Genomic DNA, 20,659 nt, shown 5'->3' with positions numbered 1-20,659 from the left:
TACGCACTACGAATCGGGTACGCGCCCGCCTTCAGTCAGGAGAGACCGGTGTCAGACGTCCGTGTGATCATCCAACGCGATTCCGAGCGGGAAGAGCGCGTGGTGACGACGGGCACTACGGCCGCCGACCTCTTCCCCGAGCGCACCGTCGTCGCCGCCCGCGTGGGCGGGGAGCTGAAGGACCTCGCGTACGAGCCGAAGGACGGCGAGGAGGTCGAGCCCGTCGAGATCTCCTCGGAGGACGGCCTCAACATCCTGCGCCACTCCACCGCGCACGTCATGGCCCAGGCCGTGCAGGAGCTCTTCCCCGAGGCGAAGCTCGGCATCGGCCCGCCGGTCAAGGACGGCTTCTACTACGACTTCGACGTCGAGAAGCCCTTCCACCCCGATGACCTCAAGGCCATCGAGAAGAAGATGCAGGAGATCCAGAAGCGCGGCCAGCGCTTCTCGCGCCGCGTCGTCACCGACGAGGCCGCGCGTGAGGAGCTCGCCGACGAGCCGTACAAGCTGGAGCTCATCGGCCTCAAGGGCTCGGCGTCCTCGGACGACGGCGCGGACGTGGAGGTCGGCGCGGGCGAGCTGACCATCTACGACAACCTGGACGCCAAGACCGGCGAGCTGTGCTGGAAGGACCTCTGCCGCGGTCCGCACCTGCCCACGACCCGGAACATCCCGGCGTTCAAGCTGATGCGCAACGCCGCCGCGTACTGGCGCGGCAGCGAGAAGAACCCGATGCTCCAGCGCATCTACGGCACCGCCTGGCCGTCGAAGGAAGAGCTCAAGGCGCACCTCGAGTTCCTCGCGGAGGCGGAGAAGCGCGACCACCGCAAGCTGGGCAGCGAGCTGGACCTCTTCTCGATCCCGGAGCAGATCGGTTCCGGCCTCGCGGTCTTCCACCCCAAGGGCGGCATCATCCGCCGGGTCATGGAGGACTACAGCCGCAAGCGGCACGAGGAGGAGGGCTACGAGTTCGTCTACACCCCCCACGCCACGAAGGGGAAGCTCTTCGAGACCTCGGGCCACCTGGACTGGTACGCCGACGGCATGTACCCGCCCATGCAGCTCGACGAGGGCGTGGACTACTACCTCAAGCCCATGAACTGCCCGATGCACAACCTGATCTTCGACGCGCGGGGTCGTTCCTACCGTGAGCTGCCCTTGCGGCTCTTCGAATTCGGAACGGTCTACCGCTACGAGAAGTCGGGTGTCGTGCACGGCCTGACCCGCGCCCGCGGTTTCACCCAGGACGACGCGCACATCTACTGCACCAAGGAGCAGATGGCGGACGAGCTGGACTCGACGCTCACCTTCGTGCTGAACCTGCTGCGCGACTACGGTCTGACCGACTTCTATCTGGAGCTGTCCACCAAGGACCCGGAGAAGTTCGTCGGCTCGGACGAGATCTGGGAGGAGGCCACGGAGACGCTGCGGCAGGTCGCCGAGAAGCAGGGCCTTCCGCTGGTCCCGGACCCGGGCGGCGCCGCGTTCTACGGGCCGAAGATCTCGGTGCAGGCGAAGGACGCCATCGGCCGGACCTGGCAGATGTCGACGGTGCAGCTCGACTTCAACCTGCCGGAGCGCTTCGACCTGGAGTACACCGGTCCCGACGGCACCAAGCAGCGTCCGGTGATGATCCACCGTGCGCTGTTCGGTTCGATCGAGCGGTTCTTCGCCGTGCTGCTGGAGCACTACGCGGGAGCGATGCCGCCGTGGCTGGCCCCGGTGCAGGCGGTCGGCATCCCGATCGGTGACGCGCACGTCGAGTACCTGCAGGACTTCGCGGCGGACGCCAAGAAGAAGGGCCTGCGGGTCGAGGTGGACGCCTCCTCGGACCGGATGCAGAAGAAGATCCGGAACCAGCAGAAGCTGAAGGTCCCGTTCATGATCATCGTCGGTGACGACGACATGAACGCCGGCACGGTCTCCTTCCGCTACCGCGACGGCTCGCAGGAGAACGGCATCCCGCGCGAGGACGCCCTGGCGAAGATCGCCGACGTGGTGGAGCGCCGCGTCCAGGTCTGAGCCCGCCGGCGAGGGGCGGTCCCTTCCCGGGGCCGCCCCTCGCCTGCCTCTCGTTTCGAAAGACCCTCGCCGCATGCCGCGAGCAGCGCCGAATATGCTGGCCCGCATGACGACAGAGCAGCCGGAGCAGCAGATCGGAGTCGGGACGCCTGACGCGTTCCAGCGACTGTGGACGCCCCATCGGATGGCGTACATCCAGGGCGAGAACAAGCCCACGGGTCCCGGTTCCGGAGACGGCTGCCCGTTCTGCTCGATCCCCTCCAAGAGCGACGAGGACGGCCTGGTCATCGCCCGTGGGGAACGCGTCTACGCCGTGCTCAACCTCTACCCCTACAACGGCGGGCACCTCATGATCGTCCCGTTCCGCCACGTCGCCGACTACACGGACCTGGACGACGCCGAGACCGCCGAGCTCGCCAAGCTCACCAAGCAGGCGATGACCGCGCTGCGCGCGGCGTCCGGCGCGCACGGGTTCAACATCGGCCTGAACCAGGGCTCCGCGGCGGGCGCCGGCATCGCCGCCCATCTGCATCAGCACATCGTGCCCCGCTGGGGCGGCGACACCAACTTCATGCCGGTCATCGGCAACACCAAGGTGCTGCCCCAACTGCTCGGCGACACCCGCAGGATGCTCGCCGAGCACTGGCCGAAGGGCTGACGCTCACGCGTCGTAGACGTCCGCCTTGCCGGGTGTCGGGTCCTGGATGAAGCCGCTGACGACGGTGGCGCGGTTGCCGAATTTCGATGTGTCGACGCCGTTGTCCTCGAGGACCTTCAGCGCGGCCGTGTGCGCCACGCGCAGCACCGGTGCGGCGGCGCGCATCGCGTCGTCGGCCATGAACCGGTGGCGCCACGGCTTCTCGGCCCAGGCGTGCCGCAGGCCGAAGGGCTCGGGCAGCACCAGTTTGCCGCCGAGGAAGTCGAGCAGCGGCGGGTACCAGGTGAAGGGGGCCCGCACGGCGAGGCGGACGACCTCCTTGGCGTCCACGAGGGGCAGGACCCGGTCCACGGTCTCCCAGAACCGGACGGTCTTGCTGACGGTGACCGTCTTGGGCTCCGGCTTCGTGGTGAACAGGGAGTGCACGGGGCCGAGCGCGTGGCCGGTGACCTCGACACGCAGCGTCTCGTGGAGCACGGTGACGGTGATCAGCATGGTGATGACCAGCTGGCCGTCCCAGAGAGTGAACTGCACGCCCAGGTAGTGGCGGTTGCCGCTGCCGAACTGCTGGTGGTTGCAGATGCGCTGTATCTCGTGGCCCTTGATCTGGAAGGTCTCGACCTCCTGGCCCTCCGGCCGGGCGACGGCGGAGGCGTTCTCGCCGACGGGGGAGACGATCCAGTGCTTGACCGAGGGGGGCGGGAAGCCGCCGGAGTTCAGCGGGCCGCGTTCCAGGAGCTTGAGCTTGTCGTGGATGGCCCGTACGACGTCCCAGCTGCGGAACTGATTGATCTCCTTGGCGGGGTCGTGGGAGACGAGCTCCTCCGCCATCTGCCAGCTGCCCCAGCGGGTCCCCATGCCGAGTATGCCCTTGGGGCCGGCGTAGAAGACGACATTGGACTGCTGCTCGGCGGTGAGCTTCTCCAGCCCCTGGCGGAGCTGTTCGCGGGCCGCGTCCCCGGGATTCCCCGGTACCGCCTCCGGCACCTTGGCGCCGATGCCGCCGCCGGAGAGGAGGGCGTCCCAGCGGGCGCGCATGTCCTTGGCGGACGACTCGCAGATGCGTTTGGCGAGGAACCAGCCGAGGACCGGTGCGACGAGCATCGCGCGGATGTAGTACGCCCAGAAGCCGCCGAACGGAAGCCGGACGAGGAAGATCACGGCGAGGATGCCGATCGCCGCCAGCAGCAGGCTGCCGAGGGCGCCGGCGCGCTTGTTCTGTGAGCCGGCGAGGGTACGGCGCAGCTGGAAGACGCCCAGCCACAGGAGGAGGCCGGGCAGGAAGAGCAGTCCGCACACGGCCATCACGGCGGTGAGTCTGCTGTCGCGTTCGCGGCGCAGCCGGTTGGCGGCCAGGCAGTGTTCGACGACGGACTGGGGTTCGGTGCCGAAGGACTGGATGAGGGCCTTGCGGGCGCCGCCGAGCATCCGGACCTGGACGGCCCGGGAGAAGGCTTCTCCGAGGTTGGGTTCGAAGAGCGAGATCTTTCCCGGTGTCACCTCGGACTTGTGCCACTCGCTGTTGGCTTTGAGGATCTCCTTGAGCTCTGTGTCCCGGTAGGCGGCCGATGCGAGGGCGTGCGTCGCCGCGGTCTGTCCGGCCGCCCCCATGAGCGGGACCTGCGCCCCGGGCGTGAAATCGAATACGTCGTTGGCCACTACCGCCCCCATCGCCGCGTGCTTCCGCACTGCGGCCTGTTCCCAACTACCGTGCCCCGCACACCTTCTGAGCTGGGCAGCCCAGTCGGTGCGGTCAGCCTATCGAGGCTGCGGCCCTCGGTTAAGGGCGCGTTCGGCCGTCCGCCCGCCCCGGCGGCCGAAGCCGGCCGTGGGCGGGCGGCGGGGTGAAGAGGCGGGCCGTCAGGCGCCGTTCGTCTGTTCGCGCACCTTGTCGGCGACCTGCTGGGGCATCGGCTCGTGCCGGGCGTAGCGGCGGCTGAACCGCCCGGTGCCGTGGGAGATGGAGCGGAGGTCCACGGCGTATCTGCCGATCTCCAGTTCCGGCACCTCCGCGCGAACGAGGGTGCGGGAGCCGGGCGTCTGCTCCGTGCCGATGACTCTGCCGCGGCGGCCGGACAGGTCGCTCATCACCGGTCCGACATATTCGTCGGAGACGAGGACATGTAGTTCGGCGACCGGTTCGAGCAGATTGATACGGGTGTCCGCGGCGGCCTCGCGCAGGGCGAGGGCTCCGGCCGTCTGGAAGGCGGCGTCGGAGGAGTCGACGGAGTGCGCCTTGCCGTCGCGCAGGGTGACCCGCACGTCGACCAGGGGGTAGCCGGCGGCGACGCCGCGGGCGGCCTGGGCGCGCACGCCCTTCTCCACGGAGGGGATGAACTGGCGCGGTACCGCGCCGCCGACGACCTTGTCGACGAACTCGATCCCGGAGCCCGGGGGCAGCGGATCGACGTCGATCTCGCAGATCGCGTACTGGCCGTGCCCGCCCGACTGCTTGACGTGGCGGCCCCGGCCGGCAGAGCTGTCGCTGAACGTCTCCCGGAGCGACACCTTGTACGGCACGGTGTCGACCTGCACGCCGTAGCGGTTGCGGAGCCGTTCCAGGGCGACATCGGCGTGCGCCTCGCCGAGGCACCACAGGACGACCTGGTGGGTGTCCTGGTTCTGCTCGAGCCGCATCGTCGGATCCTCCGCGACGAGGCGGGACAGACCCTGGGAGAGCTTGTCCTCGTCCGCCTTGCTGTGGGCCTGGATGGCCAGCGGGAGCAGCGGGTCGGGCATGGCCCACGGCTCCATCAGGAGCGGCCGGTCCTTGGCGGAGAGCGTGTCGCCGGTCTCCGCCCGGGACAGTTTCGCGACGCAGGCCATGTCCCCGGCGATGGCGTGGGGGAGGGGTCGCTGCTGTTTGCCGAAGGGGGCGGACAGGGCGCCGACCCGTTCGTCGACGTCGTGGTCCTCGTGGCCCCGGTCGGCGAGCCCGTGCCCCGACACGTGGACCGTGTCGTCGGGCCGCAGCGTGCCGGAGAAGACACGGACCAGCGATATCCGGCCCACGTAGGGGTCCGACGCGGTCTTGACGACCTCGGCGACGAGCGGGCCGTTCGGATCACAGGTGATCCGCGGGCCCGGTGCGCCGTCGGGGGTGGTGACCACCGGCGGTTCGGGTTCGAGAGGTGTGGGGAAGCCGGCGGTGATCAGATCGAGCAGTTCGACGGTGCCGAGGCCCTGCTTGGCGCCGTTCCCTGCGGGCGCGGCGGCGAGGACCGGATGGAACGTGCCGCGCGCGACGGCCTTCTCCAAGTCGTCGACGAGCGTCTTGAGGTCGATCTCCTCGCCGCCGAGATAGCGGTCCATGAGGGTCTCGTCCTCGCTCTCGGCGATGATCCCTTCGATCAGGCGGCCGCGGGCCTCCTCGATCAACGGCGTCTGTTCGGAGTCCGGCGGGTTCTCCTTCCGCTCGCCGGACGAGTAGTCGAAGATCTTCTGGGTGAGCAGGCCGACCAGGCCGGTGACGGGCGCGTGCCCGTCCGCGTGCTGCGGTCCGTACTGCGGCAGGTACAGCGGCAGCACGGCGTCCGGGTCGTCGCCGCCGAAGATGCCGGCGCAGACGGCGGTGAGCTCGTCGAAGCCGGTGCGCGCGGTCTCCAGGTGTGTCACGACGATCGCGCGTGGCATGCCGACCGCGGCGCACTCCTCCCAGACCATGCGGGTCGCGCCGGCCACGGCCTCCGCCTCCTGCGCGGCGGAGACGACGAACAGGGCCGCGTCCGCGGCCCGCAGACCGGCCCGCAGCTCGCCGACGAAGTCGGCGTATCCGGGGGTGTCCAGCAGGTTGATCTTGCACCCGCCCCATTCGAGGGGGACGAGTGAGAGCTGTACGGAGCGTTGCTGGCGGTGTTCGATCTCGTCGTGGTCGGAGACGGTCGTACCGTCCTCGACCCGGCCGGCCCGGTTGACCGCTCCCGCGGTCTGTGCCAGTGCCTCCACGAGGGTCGTCTTGCCTGATCCGCTGTGGCCGACCAGCACCACATTCCGTACGGATGCGGGGCGGTCGGCCGTTACTGCTCTGCCGGCGGCCCCGGGGTGGTGTGCATGCGCCTTGTCGCCCATGATCTTGCCTCCCGATCGATTCACGGCTCGATTGCACGGCGAGGGAAGGAAGCCGCGGGCGGCGGGGGAGCCATGAAGGCGTCCCGAAGGGCGTCCGGGGCAGCTCCGGCGTTGCCCGCGGTGGTCTTTCGAGCTTTCCACTCCCGTCACTGTGCGTCCATACGTCGGACGCCGCCTCCCGGGACGGGTGCGCGGCGCTGCGCCCGTACGGTCCTGGCTACGATGGGCCAGCCGGTGGCCGTAGGGGCCACGCGGCCCACCGAACCCTCGGGAAGGCCATGCTGAACAAGTACGCGCGTGCATTCTTCACGCGTGTCCTCACACCGTTCGCCGCGTTTCTGCTCCGCCGCGGGGTCAGCCCCGACGCGGTGACTCTCATCGGCACGGCCGGAGTGATGGCGGGAGCACTGGTCTTCTTCCCCCGCGGAGAATTCTTCTGGGGCACGATCGTCATCACGCTGTTCGTCTTCTCCGACCTGGTCGACGGCAACATGGCGCGCCAGGCGGGGATTTCGAGCAGGTGGGGCGCCTTCCTCGACTCGACGCTGGACCGGGTCGCCGACGGGGCGATCTTCGGCGGCTTCGCGCTCTGGTACGCCGGCAGCGGCGACGACAACGTGCTGTGCGCGGTGGCCATCTTCTGCCTCGCAAGCGGCCAGGTCGTCTCGTACACCAAGGCACGCGGAGAATCGATCGGCCTCCCGGTGGCCGTCAACGGGCTCGTGGAGCGGGCGGAGCGGCTCGTGATCTCGCTGGTCGCGGCGGGCCTCGCGGGCCTGCACGGCTTCGGCGTCCCCGGTATCGACATCCTGCTGCCGATCGCGCTGTGGATCGTCGCCGTGGGCAGCCTCGTGACGCTCGGTCAGCGGGTCGTGACCGTCCGGCGCGAGTCGGCGGAGGCCGACGCCGCGGCGGCGCAGGGAAGCGGGGCGGAGGCGTCATGATGCGGGACAAGCTGACGGACGCCCTCTACGGGCTCGGCTGGAGCGCCGTCAAGAAGATGCCGGAGCCGATGGCCGCCCGCCTCGGCCGCACCATCGCGGACACCGCCTGGAAGCGGCGCGGCAAGGGCGTGCTGCGGCTCGAGGCCAACCTCGCCAGGGTCGTGCCCGACGCCACCCCCGAACGGCTCATGGAGCTGTCCAGGGCCGGCATGCGCTCGTACATGCGCTACTGGATGGAATCGTTCCGTCTGCCGACCTGGAGCAAGGAACGCGTCGCACGCAGCGTCGAGATCCAGGACGTGCACCACCTGACCGACGGCCTCGCCTCCGGACGGGGCGTGATCCTCGCCCTGCCGCACCTGGCCAACTGGGACCTCGCCGGGGTATGGGTGACCAGGGCCCTCGGGGTGCCCTTCACCACCGTCGCCGAACGGCTGCGGCCCGAGTCGCTGTACGACCGGTTCGTCGCCTACCGCGAGAGCCTCGGCATGGAGGTCCTTCCCCACTCGGGCGGCGCGGCCTTCGGCACCCTCGCGCGCCGGCTGCGCGCCGGCGGCCTCGTCTGCCTCGTCGCCGACCGCGACCTGTCGGCATCCGGGGTCGAGGTCAGGTACTTCGGCGAGACGGCACGCATGCCGGCCGGACCGGCGCTGCTCGCGCAGCAGACCGGGGCCCTGCTGCTGCCCGCGACCCTCTGGTACGGCGAGGAGCCCTTCATGCACGGGCGGGTCCACGCTCCCGTCGACGTACCGGAGACAGGTACGCGCGCCGAGAAGACGTCCTCCATGACACAGGCGCTGGCCGATGCCTACGCCACCGGCATTGCCGAACACCCGGAGGACTGGCACATGTTGCAACGGCTGTGGCTCGCGGACCTCGAGGAGCGCCGGGCGTGAAGATCGGCATCGTCTGCCCGTACTCGTGGGACGTACCCGGCGGTGTGCAGTTCCACATCCGCGACCTCGCCGAGCATCTGATCCGGCTCGGCCACGACGTGTCCGTGCTCGCCCCCGCCGACGACGAGACCCCGCTGCCGCCGTACGTCGTCTCGGCCGGGCGGGCCGTGCCCGTCCCGTACAACGGCTCCGTGGCACGGCTGAACTTCGGCTTCCTCTCCGCGGCCCGGGTACGGCGCTGGCTGCACGACGGCACCTTCGACGTGATCCACATCCACGAGCCCGCGTCACCCTCGCTGGGGCTGCTCTCGTGCTGGGCGGCCCAAGGCCCCATCGTGGCCACGTTCCACACCTCGAACCCGCGCTCCCGCGCAATGATCGCCGCGTATCCGATCCTTCAGCCGGCGCTGGAGAAGATCAGCGCGCGCATCGCCGTCAGCGAGTACGCGCGGCGGACGCTCGTCGAGCACCTCGGCGGCGACGCCGTCGTCATCCCCAACGGCGTCGACGTCGGCTTCTTCGAGAAGGCCGAGCCGAAGAAGGAATGGCAGGGGAACACGATCGGCTTCATCGGCCGCATCGACGAGCCCCGCAAGGGACTGCCGGTGCTGATGAAGGCCCTCCCCACGATCCTGGAACAGTGCCCCGGCACACGGCTGTTGGTCGCCGGACGCGGCGACGAGGAAGAGGCCGTCGCGACCCTGCCGGCCGCCATGCGATCCCAGGTCGAGTTCCTCGGCATGGTCAGCGACGAGGACAAGGCGCGACTGCTGCGCAGCGTCGACGTGTACGTGGCGCCCAACACCGGCGGCGAGAGCTTCGGGATCATCCTCGTCGAGGCGATGTCGGCGGGCGCGCCGGTGCTCGCCGCCGACCTCGACGCGTTCGCCCAGGTACTCGACCAGGGCGCCGCCGGCCGGCTCTTCGCCAACGAGGACGCGGACGCGCTGGCCGCCGCGGCGGTCGCGCTGCTGCGCGACCCCGAGGGGCGGGCGGAACTCCGGGCGCGCGGCAGCGCGCACGTGCGGCGGTTCGACTGGTCGACCGTCGGCGCGGACATCCTCGCGGTGTACGAGACCGTGACGGACGGGGCGGCGTCGGTGGCGACGGACGAACGCACGGGGCTTCGGGCACGCTTCGGGCTGGCGGCCCGCGACTGATCGCCCCGCGCGGGCGTCGGGGTCCCGGGCGTGGCCCGGTCCCGGTTCGTGATTGCCCCTGCCGGCTTGGCTTCCGGCCGGGTGGGTGTTGTGGCCGTGCGGGGCGTTGCTTGGTGGCTGTGCGTTGCGCCCCTGCGGGGCGGATCCGGGCCGGGGTCGGTCGTGAGCGTGGCGGTCCCGGTGCGCGCGGTCCGTGCGGGTGTGTTGCGCCCTTGCGTGGCGTGGCCCCGGTGCGGTGTGTTGCCCTCTGCGGGGCGTGGCCCGGCGCCTGTTGCGTTGCCCCGTGCGGGGCGGGCCCGGTCCGGTTGCGCTGCGCCCCTGCGGGGTGTGGCCCCGGGTGCGTTGCGCCCCTTGCGGGCGTGAGCTGCCCGGGTGGGTGGTGCGGGGGGCGGGGCCTCCGGAGGGGGGTGCCCGGAATGGCTGTCCCCACCGCGGCGCGCGAGTTGCGACGCTTCACTTCCGGACACCCCCCTCCTACGACCCCGCCCCCCTCACGTCCGGTGCCGCCCCTTCCGGCCGGTCGTCGTCTGGTTCCGTGCGGGCGGAGTCTCGGCCCGGGGACGGTGGGTGGCCGAGTCTCTGGTGCCAGGCGCGCGGGTCGGGCGTCTGGCGGTGCGAAGCTGCCGTCCTGGGGGCGTGGGGGCGTCAACCCCCACCGAACCTTCCTCCCTTCCGGACGAGGCAAGGGGCGGCAGCCCCTTGGGGTCCGGGGCTTGCCCCGGTTTCGGGAAGGGGCGGGGTGGGGGAAACGCCCCGCGCAGCGGCAAGGGCCGGGTACACGACCGGGCCGGGCAAGGGGGCGCCAGCACCGACCAATCCCTCGCCGGGAGGCGGCAAGGGGCGGCAGCCACTTGGGGTCCGGGGCTTACCCCGGTTTCGGGAAGGGGCGGGGCTGGGGAAACGTTCCGCGCAGCGGTATCGGGGCGGATCGCCCAGGGGGAGTGCGGGGCGTTCGGGCCCCACAGTCCCTCCGCCGGCGGGGAGGGGGCACGGGGTCGGCCCCACGGGGCCCGGGGCGTGCCCCGGTTCGGGAAAAGGCGGGGGAGGGGGAAGCGTCGCGCGGGCGCCCGCCGAGGGCCCGGTAGCCTTGCCGCCCGTGAGCACCCTGATCTGGATCGTCGTGGCCCTCGTCGCCATCGGCATGTACCTCAGCTGGACCGCCGGGCGGCTCGACCGGCTGCACGCGCGGATCGACGCCGCCCGTGCCGCGCTCGACGCCCAACTCCTGCGGCGGGCCTCCGTCGCGCAGGAGCTCGCGACCTCCGGCGTGCTCGATCCCGCCGCGTCGATCGTGCTCTACGAGGCCGCCCACGAGGCCCGTCAGGCCGAGGAGGAGCACCGTGAGGTCGCCGAGAGCGAGTTGAGTGCCGCGCTGCGGGCCGTGTTCGGCGCGCAGGAGCAGGTGGAGGCGGTGCGTCAGGTGCCGGGCGGTGAGGAGGCCGCCGGGGAGCTCGCGCAGGCGGTGCGCCGGGTGCCGATGGCGCGGCGTTTCCACAACGACTCCGTGCGTGCGGCGCGCGCGCTGCGACGGCACCGGACGGTCCGCTGGTTCCGGCTGGCGGGCCACGCCCCGTTCCCGCTGGCCTTCGAAATGGATGACGAACCGCCCGCAGCGCTGGCGGACCGGCCCACCTGACCGGCGAAAACGATCCACTGCCTTTCCATTGGCCCTTGCAGTGGCCTGGTCGGTGGATGTTCCATCGATGACGCATCGCAACGTCGTCATCGAGTGAGGTCCCCGTGTCCACCAGCCCCCTCCCGCAGACCGCTGACTCTTCGGCGATCGGCACCTCTCGCGTCAAGCGCGGCATGGCCGAGCAGCTCAAGGGCGGCGTGATCATGGACGTGGTCAACGCCGAGCAGGCGAAGATCGCCGAGGACGCCGGCGCCGTCGCCGTCATGGCCCTCGAGCGTGTGCCCGCCGACATCCGCAAGGACGGCGGCGTGGCCCGGATGTCCGACCCGAACATGATCGAGGAGATCATCGACGCGGTCTCCATCCCGGTGATGGCCAAGTCCCGTATCGGCCACTTCGTCGAGGCCCAGGTCCTCCAGTCGCTCGGCGTCGACTACATCGACGAGTCCGAGGTGCTGACCCCGGCCGACGAGGTCAACCACAGCGACAAGTGGGCGTTCACCACGCCGTTCGTGTGCGGCGCCACCAACCTCGGTGAGGCCCTGCGCCGCATCGCGGAGGGCGCGGCCATGATCCGCTCCAAGGGCGAGGCCGGCACCGGCAATGTCGTCGAGGCCGTCCGCCACCTGCGCCAGATCAAGAACGAGATCGCCAAGCTGCGCGGCTTCGACAACAACGAGCTGTACGCCGCCGCCAAGGAGCTCCGCGCCCCGTACGAGCTGGTCAAGGAGGTCTCCGAGCTGGGCAAGCTGCCGGTCGTGCTGTTCTCCGCCGGCGGTGTGGCCACCCCCGCGGATGCCGCGCTGATGCGCCAGCTCGGCGCCGAGGGCGTCTTCGTCGGCTCGGGCATCTTCAAGTCGGGCGACCCGGCCAAGCGCGCCGCGGCCATCGTGAAGGCCACCACCTTCTACGACGACCCGAAGATCATCGCCGACGCGTCCCGCAACCTGGGCGAGGCCATGGTCGGCATCAACTGCGACACCCTGCCCGAGGCCGAGCGCTACGCCAACCGGGGCTGGTGATGACCACTCCCGTGATCGGTGTCCTGGCGCTCCAGGGCGACGTACGGGAGCACCTGATCGCCCTGGCCGCGGCCGACGCCGTGGCCAGGCCGGTCCGGCGCCCCGAGGAACTGGCGGAGATCGACGCCCTGGTGATCCCGGGCGGCGAGTCCACCACCATCTCCAAGCTGGCCGTGCTGTTCGGTCTGATGGAGCCGCTGCGCGAGCGGCTGCGTGCGGGCATGCCCGTGTACGGGACCTGCGCCGGTCTGATCATGCTCGCGGACAAGATCCTCGACCCGCGCTCGGGTCAGGAGACGTTCGGCGGCATCGACATGATCGTCCGCCGTAACGCCTTCGGGCGGCAGAACGAGTCCTTCGAGGCGGCTGTCGCGATCAAGGGAGTGGAGGGCGACCCGGTCGAGGGCGTCTTCATCCGCGCCCCCTGGGTCGAGTCGGTCGGCGCGGAGGTCGAGGTGCTGGCGGAGCACGACGGGCACATCGTCGCCGTACGCCAGGGCAACGCGCTGGCGACGTCCTTCCACCCCGAACTGACGGGCGACCACCGGGTGCACGTGCTTTTCGTGGACATGGTGCGCGATAGGGCCTGACGGGATCCCGGTAGGATCTCTGGGGTTCGTTCAGTAAAGGGTTACGCGAAGGAGACAGGCAGATGTCCGGCCACTCTAAATGGGCTACGACGAAGCACAAGAAGGCCGTGATCGATGCCAAGCGCGGCAAGCTCTTCGCGAAGCTGATCAAGAACATCGAGGTGGCGGCCCGTACCGGCGGCGCCGACATCGACGGCAACCCGACGCTCTTCGACGCCATCCAGAAGGCGAAGAAGAGCTCCGTGCCCAACAAGAACATCGACTCCGCGGTCAAGCGCGGCGGCGGTCTCGAGGCCGGCGGCGTCGACTACGAGACGATCATGTACGAGGGTTACGGCCCGAACGGTGTCGCGGTGCTCATCGAGTGCCTCACCGACAACCGCAACCGTGCCGCTTCCGACGTCCGTGTCGCCATGACCCGCAACGGCGGTTCCATGGCCGACCCCGGCTCGGTGTCGTACCTCTTCAACCGCAAGGGCGTCGTGATCGTCCCCAAGGGCGAGCTGACCGAGGACGACGTCCTCGGAGCGGTTCTCGACGCCGGCGCGGAAGAGGTCAACGACCTCGGTGAGTCGTTCGAGGTGCTCAGCGAGGCCACCGACCTGGTCGCGGTCCGCACCGCCCTCCAGGAGAACGGCATCGACTACGACTCGGCCGAGGCCAACTTCGTCCCGACCATGCAGGTCGAACTGGACGAAGAGGGCGCGCGCAAGATCTTCAAGCTCATCGACGCGCTCGAGGACAGCGACGACGTGCAGAACGTCTTCGCCAACTTCGACGTCTCCGACGAGGTCATGGAGAAGGTCGACGCCTGACGCACAGTCATACGGCACCCACGGACGGGCCGACGGGACACGATCCCGTCGGCCCGTCCGTGCTCTGTCGGTGGCAGCCGATAGCCTGCACAAACAGATGAACGATGGGAGGGGCGCGTGCGCGTACTGGGCGTGGACCCGGGGCTGACCCGGTGCGGCGTGGGCGTGGTGGAAGGCGTCGCGGGCCGTCCGCTGACGATGCGCGGAGTCGGAGTCGTGCGGACCCCGCCGGACGCCGAGCTGGGCGCCCGGCTCGTCGCCATCGAGCAGGGCATCGAGCAGTGGCTCGACGAGCACCGGCCCGAATTCGTGGCCGTGGAGCGGGTGTTCAGCCAGCACAATGTGCGCACGGTGATGGGCACCGCCCAGGCCAGCGCCGTCGCCATGCTGTGCGCGTCACGGCGCGGCATCCCGGTGGCCCTCCACACGCCCAGCGAGGTCAAGGCCGCCGTCACCGGCAGCGGCCGGGCCGACAAGGCGCAGGTCGGCGCGATGGTGACCCGGCTGCTGCGGCTCGACGCGCCGCCCAGGCCGGCCGACGCCGCGGACGCCCTCGCCCTCGCCATCTGCCACATCTGGCGCGCCCCCGCGCAGAACCGCCTCCAGCAAGCCGTCGCCGCGCACCGCACGACGTACGCATCGAAAGGACGTACCGCATGATCGCCTTCGTGAGCGGCCCCGTCGCCGCGCTCGCACCGACCACCGCGGTGATCGAGGTCGGCGGCATCGGCATGGCCGTCCAGTGCACCCCGAACACCCTCTCCGAGCTGCGGATCGGTCAGGACGCGAAGCTCGCCACCTCGCTCGTCGTCCGTGAGGACTCGCTCACGCTGTACGGCTTCGCCGACGACGACGAGCGTCAGGTGTTCGAGCTGCTGCAGACGGCGAGCGGCGTCGGACCGAGGCTGGCGCAGGCCATGCTCGCCGTGCACAGCCCCGACGCGCTGCGGATCGCCGTCGCCACCGGCGACGAGAAGGCGCTCACCGCGGTGCCGGGTATCGGCAAGAAGGGCGCGCAGAAGCTGCTGCTCGAGCTGAAGGACCGGCTGGGCGAGCCGCTCGGCTCCGGCCCCGCCGTCGGCGCCCCGGTCAGCCACTCGTGGCGCGACCAGCTGCACGCCGCGCTGATCGGCCTCGGCTATGCCACCCGGGAGGCGGACGAGGCGGTCGCCGCGGTGGCGCCGCAGGCGGAGGCGATGGGGGCGGCCCCGGAGGTGGGCCCGCTGCTGCGGGCGGCGCTCCAGTCGCTGAGCCGGACGCGGTGACCTGTCCGAGAGGGGCCGCCTCCCCTGACCGCCCCACCCACCACCGAGAAGGCAGACACACGTGAACTGGGAAGACGAGACCACCACCGCCGCGGACGCCCGGCTGGTCGCGCCCTCCGCCGACACCGAGGACAGTGCCGTCGAGGCGGCCCTTCGGCCGAAGACGCTCGACGAGTTCGTCGGCCAGGAACGCGTCCGCCAGCAGCTGGACCTCGTCCTGCGGGCCGCCCGGCAGCGCGGGGCCACAGCGGACCATGTCCTTCTCTCCGGCGCGCCGGGCCTCGGCAAGACCACCCTGTCGATGATCATCGCGTCCGAGATGAACGCGCCGATCCGCATCACCTCCGGCCCCGCCATCCAGCACGCGGGCGACCTGGCGGCCATCCTCTCCTCCCTCCAGGAGGGTGAGGTCCTCTTCCTCGACGAGATCCACCGGATGTCCCGGCCCGCCGAGGAGATGCTGTACATGGCGATGGAGGACTTCCGGGTCGACGTCATCGTCGGCAAGGGTCCCGGCGCCACCGCCATCCCGCTCGAGCTGCCGCCGTTCACCCTGGTCGGGGCCACCACCAGGGCCGGCCTGCTGCCGCCGCCGCTCCGGGACAGGTTCGGCTTCACCGGGCACATGGAGTTCTACGAGCCGGTCGAGCTCGAGCGCGTCATCCACCGGTCCGCGCAGCTCCTCGACGTCGAGATCGACCCCGACGGCGCCGCGGAGATCGCCGGCCGTTCCCGCGGCACGCCCCGTATCGCCAACCGCCTGCTGCGTCGTGTGCGCGACTACGCGCAGGTCGAGGCCGACGGCCGGGTCGACCGCGAGGTGGCCGCCGCGGCACTGCAGGTCTACGAGGTCGACACCCGCGGTCTGGACCGCCTCGACCGGGCCGTGCTCCAGGCTCTGCTCAAGCTGTTCGGCGGCGGGCCCGTCGGCCTGTCGACGCTGGCGGTGGCCGTGGGGGAGGAGCGGGAGACCGTCGAGGAGGTCGCAGAACCGTTCCTCGTGAGGGAGGGACTGCTGGCCCGTACTCCCCGTGGCCGGGTGGCCACGCCCGCGGCGTGGACACACCTCGGGCTGACCCCGCCCCAGCAGGCGCAGGGCGCAAGCGGACAACAGGGTCTGTTCGGGACGTGACGGCGAGGAGACTCGCACGCCCAGGAACCACGGTGGGATGCTGGGCGTTGTTCCATCGATGCGGACTCGCTTAGACTCCGCCGATGCCGCCCGTACAGGTCGGCGTGCCCACCCCCGTAGATCGGCCGCTCACACAGCGCGGTCATGCGAAGGAATTCCCCCGTGGATATCTTGACCCTCCTCCCTTTCATCGTGCTCATCGGGGCCATGTTCCTGATGACCCGCTCCGCCAAGAAGAAGCAGCAGGCGGCCGCCAACATGCGCGACCAGATGCAGCCCGGAACCGGCGTGCGGACCATCGGTGGCCTCTACGCCACCGTCAAGGAGGTCAATGACGACACGGTCCTCCTCGAAGCCGCTCCCGGCGTCCACCTGGTGTTCGCGAAGAACGCGATCGGTGCCGTGCTCTCCGACGAGGAGTACAACCGCATCGTCCACGGCGACGACCCTTCGGCCGACACCGACGTCGTTCCCGACGACGCCTCCTCGCTGACCGCCGACGACGCGGACCAGCCCGCGGACGACGCCAAGCTCGACCTCGGCAAGAAGACCGAGAAGACCGAGGACGGCGAGACGGCCGAGAAGGACGGCGCCGAGCCGAAGGACGGCAAGGCCGACGGCGAGGCCGACGCGAAGTAGCCACGATTCGGGGACCGCGGCGGCGCCGGCAGGCGCCAGTGCGGTCCCCCGGGCGTGCCGACTGATCGCGGGGGCAGGCCCCCACAACACTTCGTGGCCGCCCCGGGCGCACACCCTGCGCCGTGGGCGGTTGGACAGGGAGAAACGAGAAGGTGGCAGCACCGAACAGGGGCCGAAGGCCCGCGGGGGCTCAGGGCAAGCCGGGGCGTGCCCTGGCTCTGATCCTGATCGCCATGGTCGCGCTCACGGGCGGGATGTTCTGGGCCGGTCAGCTCACGCCGCGTCTGGGCATCGATCTGGCGGGCGGTACGACCATCACGCTCGAGGCCAAGAACCAGCCTGGCCAGGAGAACGCGGTCAACGAGACCAACATGAACACCGCGGTCGGCATCATCGAGCGCCGTGTCAACGGTCTCGGCGTCTCCGAGGCCGAGGTTCAGACCCAGGGCAACAGTCACATCATTGTGAACATCCCCAAGGGCACGAACTCCGAGCAGGCCCGTGAGCAGGTCGGTACGACCGCCCAGCTGTTCTTCCGGCCCGTTCTGACGGTCGCCGCCGGCGGCCCGGCCGCCCCGGAGCCCTCGCCGAGCGCCTCGGCCGGCGGTGCGGCCAAGGACGACAAGGACAAGGAGACGGCCACCCCGCCGTCCGGTTCCCCGTCCGGCACGCCGTCGCCCAGTGCCACCACCCAGGGCCGCGCGGTCACCGAGGGCCTCAAGGCCCCGGCCGCCACCCCCAGCCCGTCGGGGTCCGGATCGCCCAAGGCGTCCGAGAGCCCCAAGCCCGGTGAGAGCCCGGTGCCGACGCCGTCGGCCGACCCGGCCACCGCGGCGCTGGAGAAGCAGTTCACCACGTTGGACTGCACCGACGACAAGGCCCGCGGCACGCTCGGCGACAACGTCAAGCCGACCGAGCCGACCGTCGCCTGTGGCAAGAACAGCGCCGGCCAGTGGGAGAAGTACATCCTCGGTCCCGCCGAGGTGAACGGCAAGGACGTCGACGACGCCAAGGGCCAGCTCGACCAGCAGCGCGGCATGTGGATCGTCACGATGGACTTCACCGAGGCCGGTGCCAAGAAGTTCCAGACGATCACCAGCCGGCTCTCGCAGCAGCAGCCCCCGATGAACCAGTTCGCCATCGTCCTCGACGGTGAAGTGGTCTCGGCCCCGCAGGTCAACCAGACCCTGAGCGCCAGCGCCGAGATCACCGGCAACTTCGACCAGGACTCCGCCCAGAACCTGGGCAACATCCTGTCCTACGGCGCGCTGCCGCTGTCCTTCGAAGAGGACAGCGTCACCACCGTCACGGCCGCACTCGGCGGCGAGCAGCTCAAGGCCGGTCTGATCGCCGGTGCGATCGGTCTCGCCCTGGTCGTCATCTACCTGGTCGTCTACTACCGCGGCCTGTCGCTGATCGCTCTGCTCAGTCTCGGCGTCTCCGCGATCCTCACGTACACGATCATGACGCTGCTCGGCCCCGCCATCGGCTTCGCGCTGAACCTGCCGGCCGTCTGCGGCGCCATCGTCGCCATCGGTATCACCGCCGACTCGTTCATCGTCTACTTCGAACGCATCCGTGACGAGATCCGGGAAGGACGCACCCTGCGGCCCGCCGTCGAGCGCGCCTGGCCGCGCGCCCGTCGCACCGTCCTGGTCTCCGACTTCGTGTCGTTCCTCGCCGCCGCGGTGCTGTTCGTCGTCACCGTCGGAAAGGTCCAGGGCTTCGCGTTCACGCTGGGTCTGACCACCCTGCTCGACGTGGTCGTGGTCTTCTTCTTCACCAAGCCGGTGATGACGCTCATGGCCCGCCGGAAGTTCTTCGCCAGCGGCCACCCGTGGTCCGGACTCGACCCGAAGCGGCTCGGCGCCAAGCCGCCGCTGCGCCGTTCGCGCCGTACCACCGCCCCGACGACCGAACCGAAGGAGGCGTGAGATGTCGCGACTCGGCAATCTCGGCGCCAGGCTCTACCAGGGCGAGGTCGGTTACGACTTCGTCGGCAAGCGCAAGGTCTGGTACGGCGTCTCCATCCTGATCACGATCACCGCGATCGTCGCCCTCGCCGTCCAGGGCCTCAACATGGGCATCGAGTTCAAGGGCGGAGCCGTCTTCACGACCCCGAAGGCGGACGTGAGCGTCAGCCAGGCCACGGAAGTGGCCGAGGAGATCTCCGACCACATCCCGATCGTCCAGGAGCTGGGCACCGGCGGTCTGCGGATCCAGATCAGCGGCGTGGACACGGCCGAGGCCGACCGCGTCCAGGCGGAGCTCGCCAAGGCCCTGAACATCGAGGCCGCCAGCATCAACGCCGACCTCGTCGGCCCCAGCTGGGGTGAGCAGATCGCCAACAAGGCCTGGACCGGCCTCGGCGTCTTCATGCTCCTGGTCGTGATCTACCTGGCCATCGCCTTCGAGTGGCGGATGGCCGTGGCGGCCCTGGTCGCGCTGATCCACGACATCACCATCACGGTCGGCATCTACTCGCTCGTCGGGTTCGAGGTCACCGTCGGTACGGTCATCGGTCTGCTGACCATCCTCGGTTACTCGCTGTACGACACGGTGGTCGTCTTCGACAGCCTCAAGGAAGGCCAGAAGGACATCACCAAGCAGACCCGCTTCACCTACAGCGAGATCGCCAACCGCAGCATCAACAGCACCCTGGTGCGTTCCATCAACACCACGGTCGTCGCGCTGCTGCCGGTCGCCGGCCTGCTGTTCATCGGCGGCGGCTTCCTCGGCGCCGGCATGCTCAACGACATCTCGCTGTCGCTGTTCGTCGGCCTCGCGGCCGGTGCCTACTCCTCGATCTTCATCGCCACTCCGCTCGTCGCCGACCTCAAGGAACGCGACCCGCAGATGAAGGCCCTGAAGAAGCGGGTGCTCGCCAAGCGCGCGGCCGCGGAGGCCAGGGGCGAAACCGGCGAGGACCAGCAGGGCGAGGCGCCGGACGACGCGGTGCCGGACGGCGCGGCGCCCGCCGGCGCGGTCGTCGGACCCCGCGGCCGTGGCCGCGGCCGTCCCTCGGGCAGGCGCTGATGACGCTCAGCACCCAGGAGCTGCTGCTCAGCCGCATCCGTGACGTCGCCGACTATCCGAAGCCGGGCGTGATGTTCAAGGACATCACGCCGCTGCTCGCGGACCCGGTCGCCTTCACGGCGCTGACCGAGGCGTTCACCGAGTTCTGCGTCCGGCACGGCGCGACGAAGATCGTGGGCCTGGAGGCCCGCGGCTTCATCCTGGCCGCGCCGGTCGCCGTCCGCGCCGGCATGGGATTCATCCCGGTCCGCAAGGCGGGCAAGCTCCCCGGGGCGACGCTCTCCCAGGTTTACGAGCTGGAGTACGGCACCGCCGAGATCGAGGTGCACGCCGAGGACCTCAGCGCGGGTGACCGCGTCATGGTCATCGACGACGTCCTCGCCACCGGCGGCACCGCGGAGGCGTCCCTCGAGCTGATCCGCCGGGCCGGAGCCGAGGTCGCAGGCGTCGCGGTCCTGATGGAGCTGGGATTCCTCGGCGGCAGGGCCCGGCTCGAGCCGGCGCTCGCCGGCGCCCCGCTGGAGGCCCTGATCACCATCTGACGCGCCTTTGAGCTGCGGATTCACCGACAGCCAGGAGCGCTCACCCGCCGAGGCGGGCACCCGGGAACAACCGGGTGCCCGTCTCGCGTTGTGAGCAGCCTCCCCTCCCCGCGCGATCGGGGCGGCAGAGGTCGATACCATGGCCTTTCCGGGCCTGACCCGGGGGACCCGGACCCGCACGAGGAGCGCTCTTGCCAGACGAGGCCCAGCCCGCCGCCGCGCAGCCCGACCAGA

18 protein-coding genes are annotated in these 20,659 nt (G+C 70.4%); 16 read left to right on the top strand and 2 right to left on the bottom strand.

Annotated elements, in window-relative coordinates:
• Window positions 1-48 precede the first annotated feature (48 nt).
• Together thrS and ACTMTU_RS22570 are read left to right on the top strand one after the other, a co-directional pair.
• On the top strand, window positions 49-2,022 hold the full coding sequence (thrS, locus tag ACTMTU_RS22575) for a threonine--tRNA ligase (protein ID WP_441265312.1): 1,974 nt from the start codon (window positions 49-51) through the stop codon (window positions 2,020-2,022).
• A 94-nt stretch (window positions 2,023-2,116) separates the two neighbouring features.
• Complete coding sequence (locus ACTMTU_RS22570) at window positions 2,117-2,680, top strand: HIT family protein (protein WP_441265419.1); 564 nt, start codon at window positions 2,117-2,119, stop codon at window positions 2,678-2,680.
• Window positions 2,681-2,683: 3 nt separating this feature from the next.
• On the opposite strand, the gene ACTMTU_RS22565 is transcribed toward ACTMTU_RS22570, so the two are convergent.
• Both ACTMTU_RS22565 and ACTMTU_RS22560 read right to left on the bottom strand, forming a co-directional pair.
• Window positions 2,684-4,339 (bottom strand): hypothetical protein, encoded by a 1,656-nt coding sequence (locus ACTMTU_RS22565; RefSeq protein WP_441265311.1) that lies wholly within the window; start codon window positions 4,337-4,339, stop codon window positions 2,684-2,686.
• A gap of 201 nt (window positions 4,340-4,540) precedes the next feature.
• On the bottom strand, window positions 4,541-6,748 hold the full coding sequence (locus ACTMTU_RS22560; protein ID WP_441265418.1) for an elongation factor G-like protein EF-G2: 2,208 nt from the start codon (window positions 6,746-6,748) through the stop codon (window positions 4,541-4,543).
• Between the two features lie 278 nt (window positions 6,749-7,026).
• Between ACTMTU_RS22560 and pgsA the strand changes: the two genes are divergently transcribed.
• The 14 genes from pgsA (at window position 7,027) to ACTMTU_RS22490 (ending at window position 20,425) form a co-directional block, all read left to right on the top strand.
• Window positions 7,027-7,692, top strand: coding sequence for a phosphatidylinositol phosphate synthase (pgsA, locus tag ACTMTU_RS22555; RefSeq protein WP_441265310.1), 666 nt, complete (start codon window positions 7,027-7,029; stop codon window positions 7,690-7,692).
• The gene (locus ACTMTU_RS22550; protein WP_441265417.1) at window positions 7,692-8,588 is read left to right on the top strand and encodes a phosphatidylinositol mannoside acyltransferase; all 897 of its coding nucleotides are present in this window, start codon (window positions 7,692-7,694) and stop codon (window positions 8,586-8,588) included. Before pgsA ends, ACTMTU_RS22550 begins: the two co-directional genes overlap by 1 nt.
• The gene (locus ACTMTU_RS22545) at window positions 8,585-9,748 is read left to right on the top strand and encodes a glycosyltransferase family 4 protein (protein ID WP_441265309.1); all 1,164 of its coding nucleotides are present in this window, start codon (window positions 8,585-8,587) and stop codon (window positions 9,746-9,748) included. The genes ACTMTU_RS22550 and ACTMTU_RS22545 overlap by 4 nt, the downstream gene beginning before the upstream one ends.
• Window positions 9,749-10,889: 1,141 nt before the next feature.
• Window positions 10,890-11,384, top strand: a complete 495-nt coding sequence (locus ACTMTU_RS22540; RefSeq protein ID WP_441265416.1) for a hypothetical protein — start codon at window positions 10,890-10,892, stop codon at window positions 11,382-11,384.
• A gap of 104 nt (window positions 11,385-11,488) precedes the next feature.
• Window positions 11,489-12,406: a pyridoxal 5'-phosphate synthase lyase subunit PdxS gene (gene pdxS / locus ACTMTU_RS22535; RefSeq protein ID WP_189473589.1), complete on the top strand. Its 918-nt coding sequence runs from the start codon at window positions 11,489-11,491 to the stop codon at window positions 12,404-12,406.
• Window positions 12,406-12,996 carry a pyridoxal 5'-phosphate synthase glutaminase subunit PdxT gene (gene pdxT, locus ACTMTU_RS22530; protein WP_441265308.1) on the top strand — a complete coding sequence of 197 codons (591 nt, stop codon included), beginning with the start codon at window positions 12,406-12,408 and terminating at the stop codon, window positions 12,994-12,996. The genes pdxS and pdxT overlap by 1 nt, the downstream gene beginning before the upstream one ends.
• Window positions 12,997-13,058: 62 nt before the next feature.
• Window positions 13,059-13,811 carry a YebC/PmpR family DNA-binding transcriptional regulator gene (locus ACTMTU_RS22525; protein ID WP_005319764.1) on the top strand — a complete coding sequence of 251 codons (753 nt, stop codon included), beginning with the start codon at window positions 13,059-13,061 and terminating at the stop codon, window positions 13,809-13,811.
• Window positions 13,812-13,928: 117 nt separating this feature from the next.
• Window positions 13,929-14,471 (top strand): crossover junction endodeoxyribonuclease RuvC, encoded by a 543-nt coding sequence (gene ruvC, locus ACTMTU_RS22520; protein ID WP_441265307.1) that lies wholly within the window; start codon window positions 13,929-13,931, stop codon window positions 14,469-14,471.
• Window positions 14,468-15,076, top strand: a complete 609-nt coding sequence (gene ruvA / locus ACTMTU_RS22515; protein WP_441265306.1) for a Holliday junction branch migration protein RuvA — start codon at window positions 14,468-14,470, stop codon at window positions 15,074-15,076. The genes ruvC and ruvA overlap by 4 nt, the downstream gene beginning before the upstream one ends.
• Before the next feature lie 61 nt (window positions 15,077-15,137).
• Window positions 15,138-16,208: a Holliday junction branch migration DNA helicase RuvB gene (gene ruvB / locus ACTMTU_RS22510; RefSeq protein ID WP_441265305.1), complete on the top strand. Its 1,071-nt coding sequence runs from the start codon at window positions 15,138-15,140 to the stop codon at window positions 16,206-16,208.
• Window positions 16,209-16,370: 162 nt separating this feature from the next.
• On the top strand, window positions 16,371-16,847 hold the full coding sequence (gene yajC, locus ACTMTU_RS22505) for a preprotein translocase subunit YajC (protein WP_441265304.1): 477 nt from the start codon (window positions 16,371-16,373) through the stop codon (window positions 16,845-16,847).
• A gap of 152 nt (window positions 16,848-16,999) precedes the next feature.
• Window positions 17,000-18,781: a protein translocase subunit SecD gene (secD, locus tag ACTMTU_RS22500; protein WP_441265303.1), complete on the top strand. Its 1,782-nt coding sequence runs from the start codon at window positions 17,000-17,002 to the stop codon at window positions 18,779-18,781.
• A 1-nt stretch (window position 18,782) separates the two neighbouring features.
• Window positions 18,783-19,883 (top strand): protein translocase subunit SecF, encoded by a 1,101-nt coding sequence (secF, locus tag ACTMTU_RS22495; RefSeq protein ID WP_441265302.1) that lies wholly within the window; start codon window positions 18,783-18,785, stop codon window positions 19,881-19,883.
• Complete coding sequence (locus tag ACTMTU_RS22490; RefSeq protein WP_441265301.1) at window positions 19,883-20,425, top strand: adenine phosphoribosyltransferase; 543 nt, start codon at window positions 19,883-19,885, stop codon at window positions 20,423-20,425. The genes secF and ACTMTU_RS22490 overlap by 1 nt, the downstream gene beginning before the upstream one ends.
• Window positions 20,426-20,659: the final 234 nt, after the last annotated feature.

This window comes from Streptomyces sp. OZ13, from assembly GCF_052068155.1.
Lineage (GTDB): Bacteria > Actinomycetota > Actinomycetes > Streptomycetales > Streptomycetaceae > Streptomyces.
The sequence above is the reverse complement of the archived record's forward strand: the minus strand, read 5'-3'. Positions and strand labels throughout refer to the sequence as shown.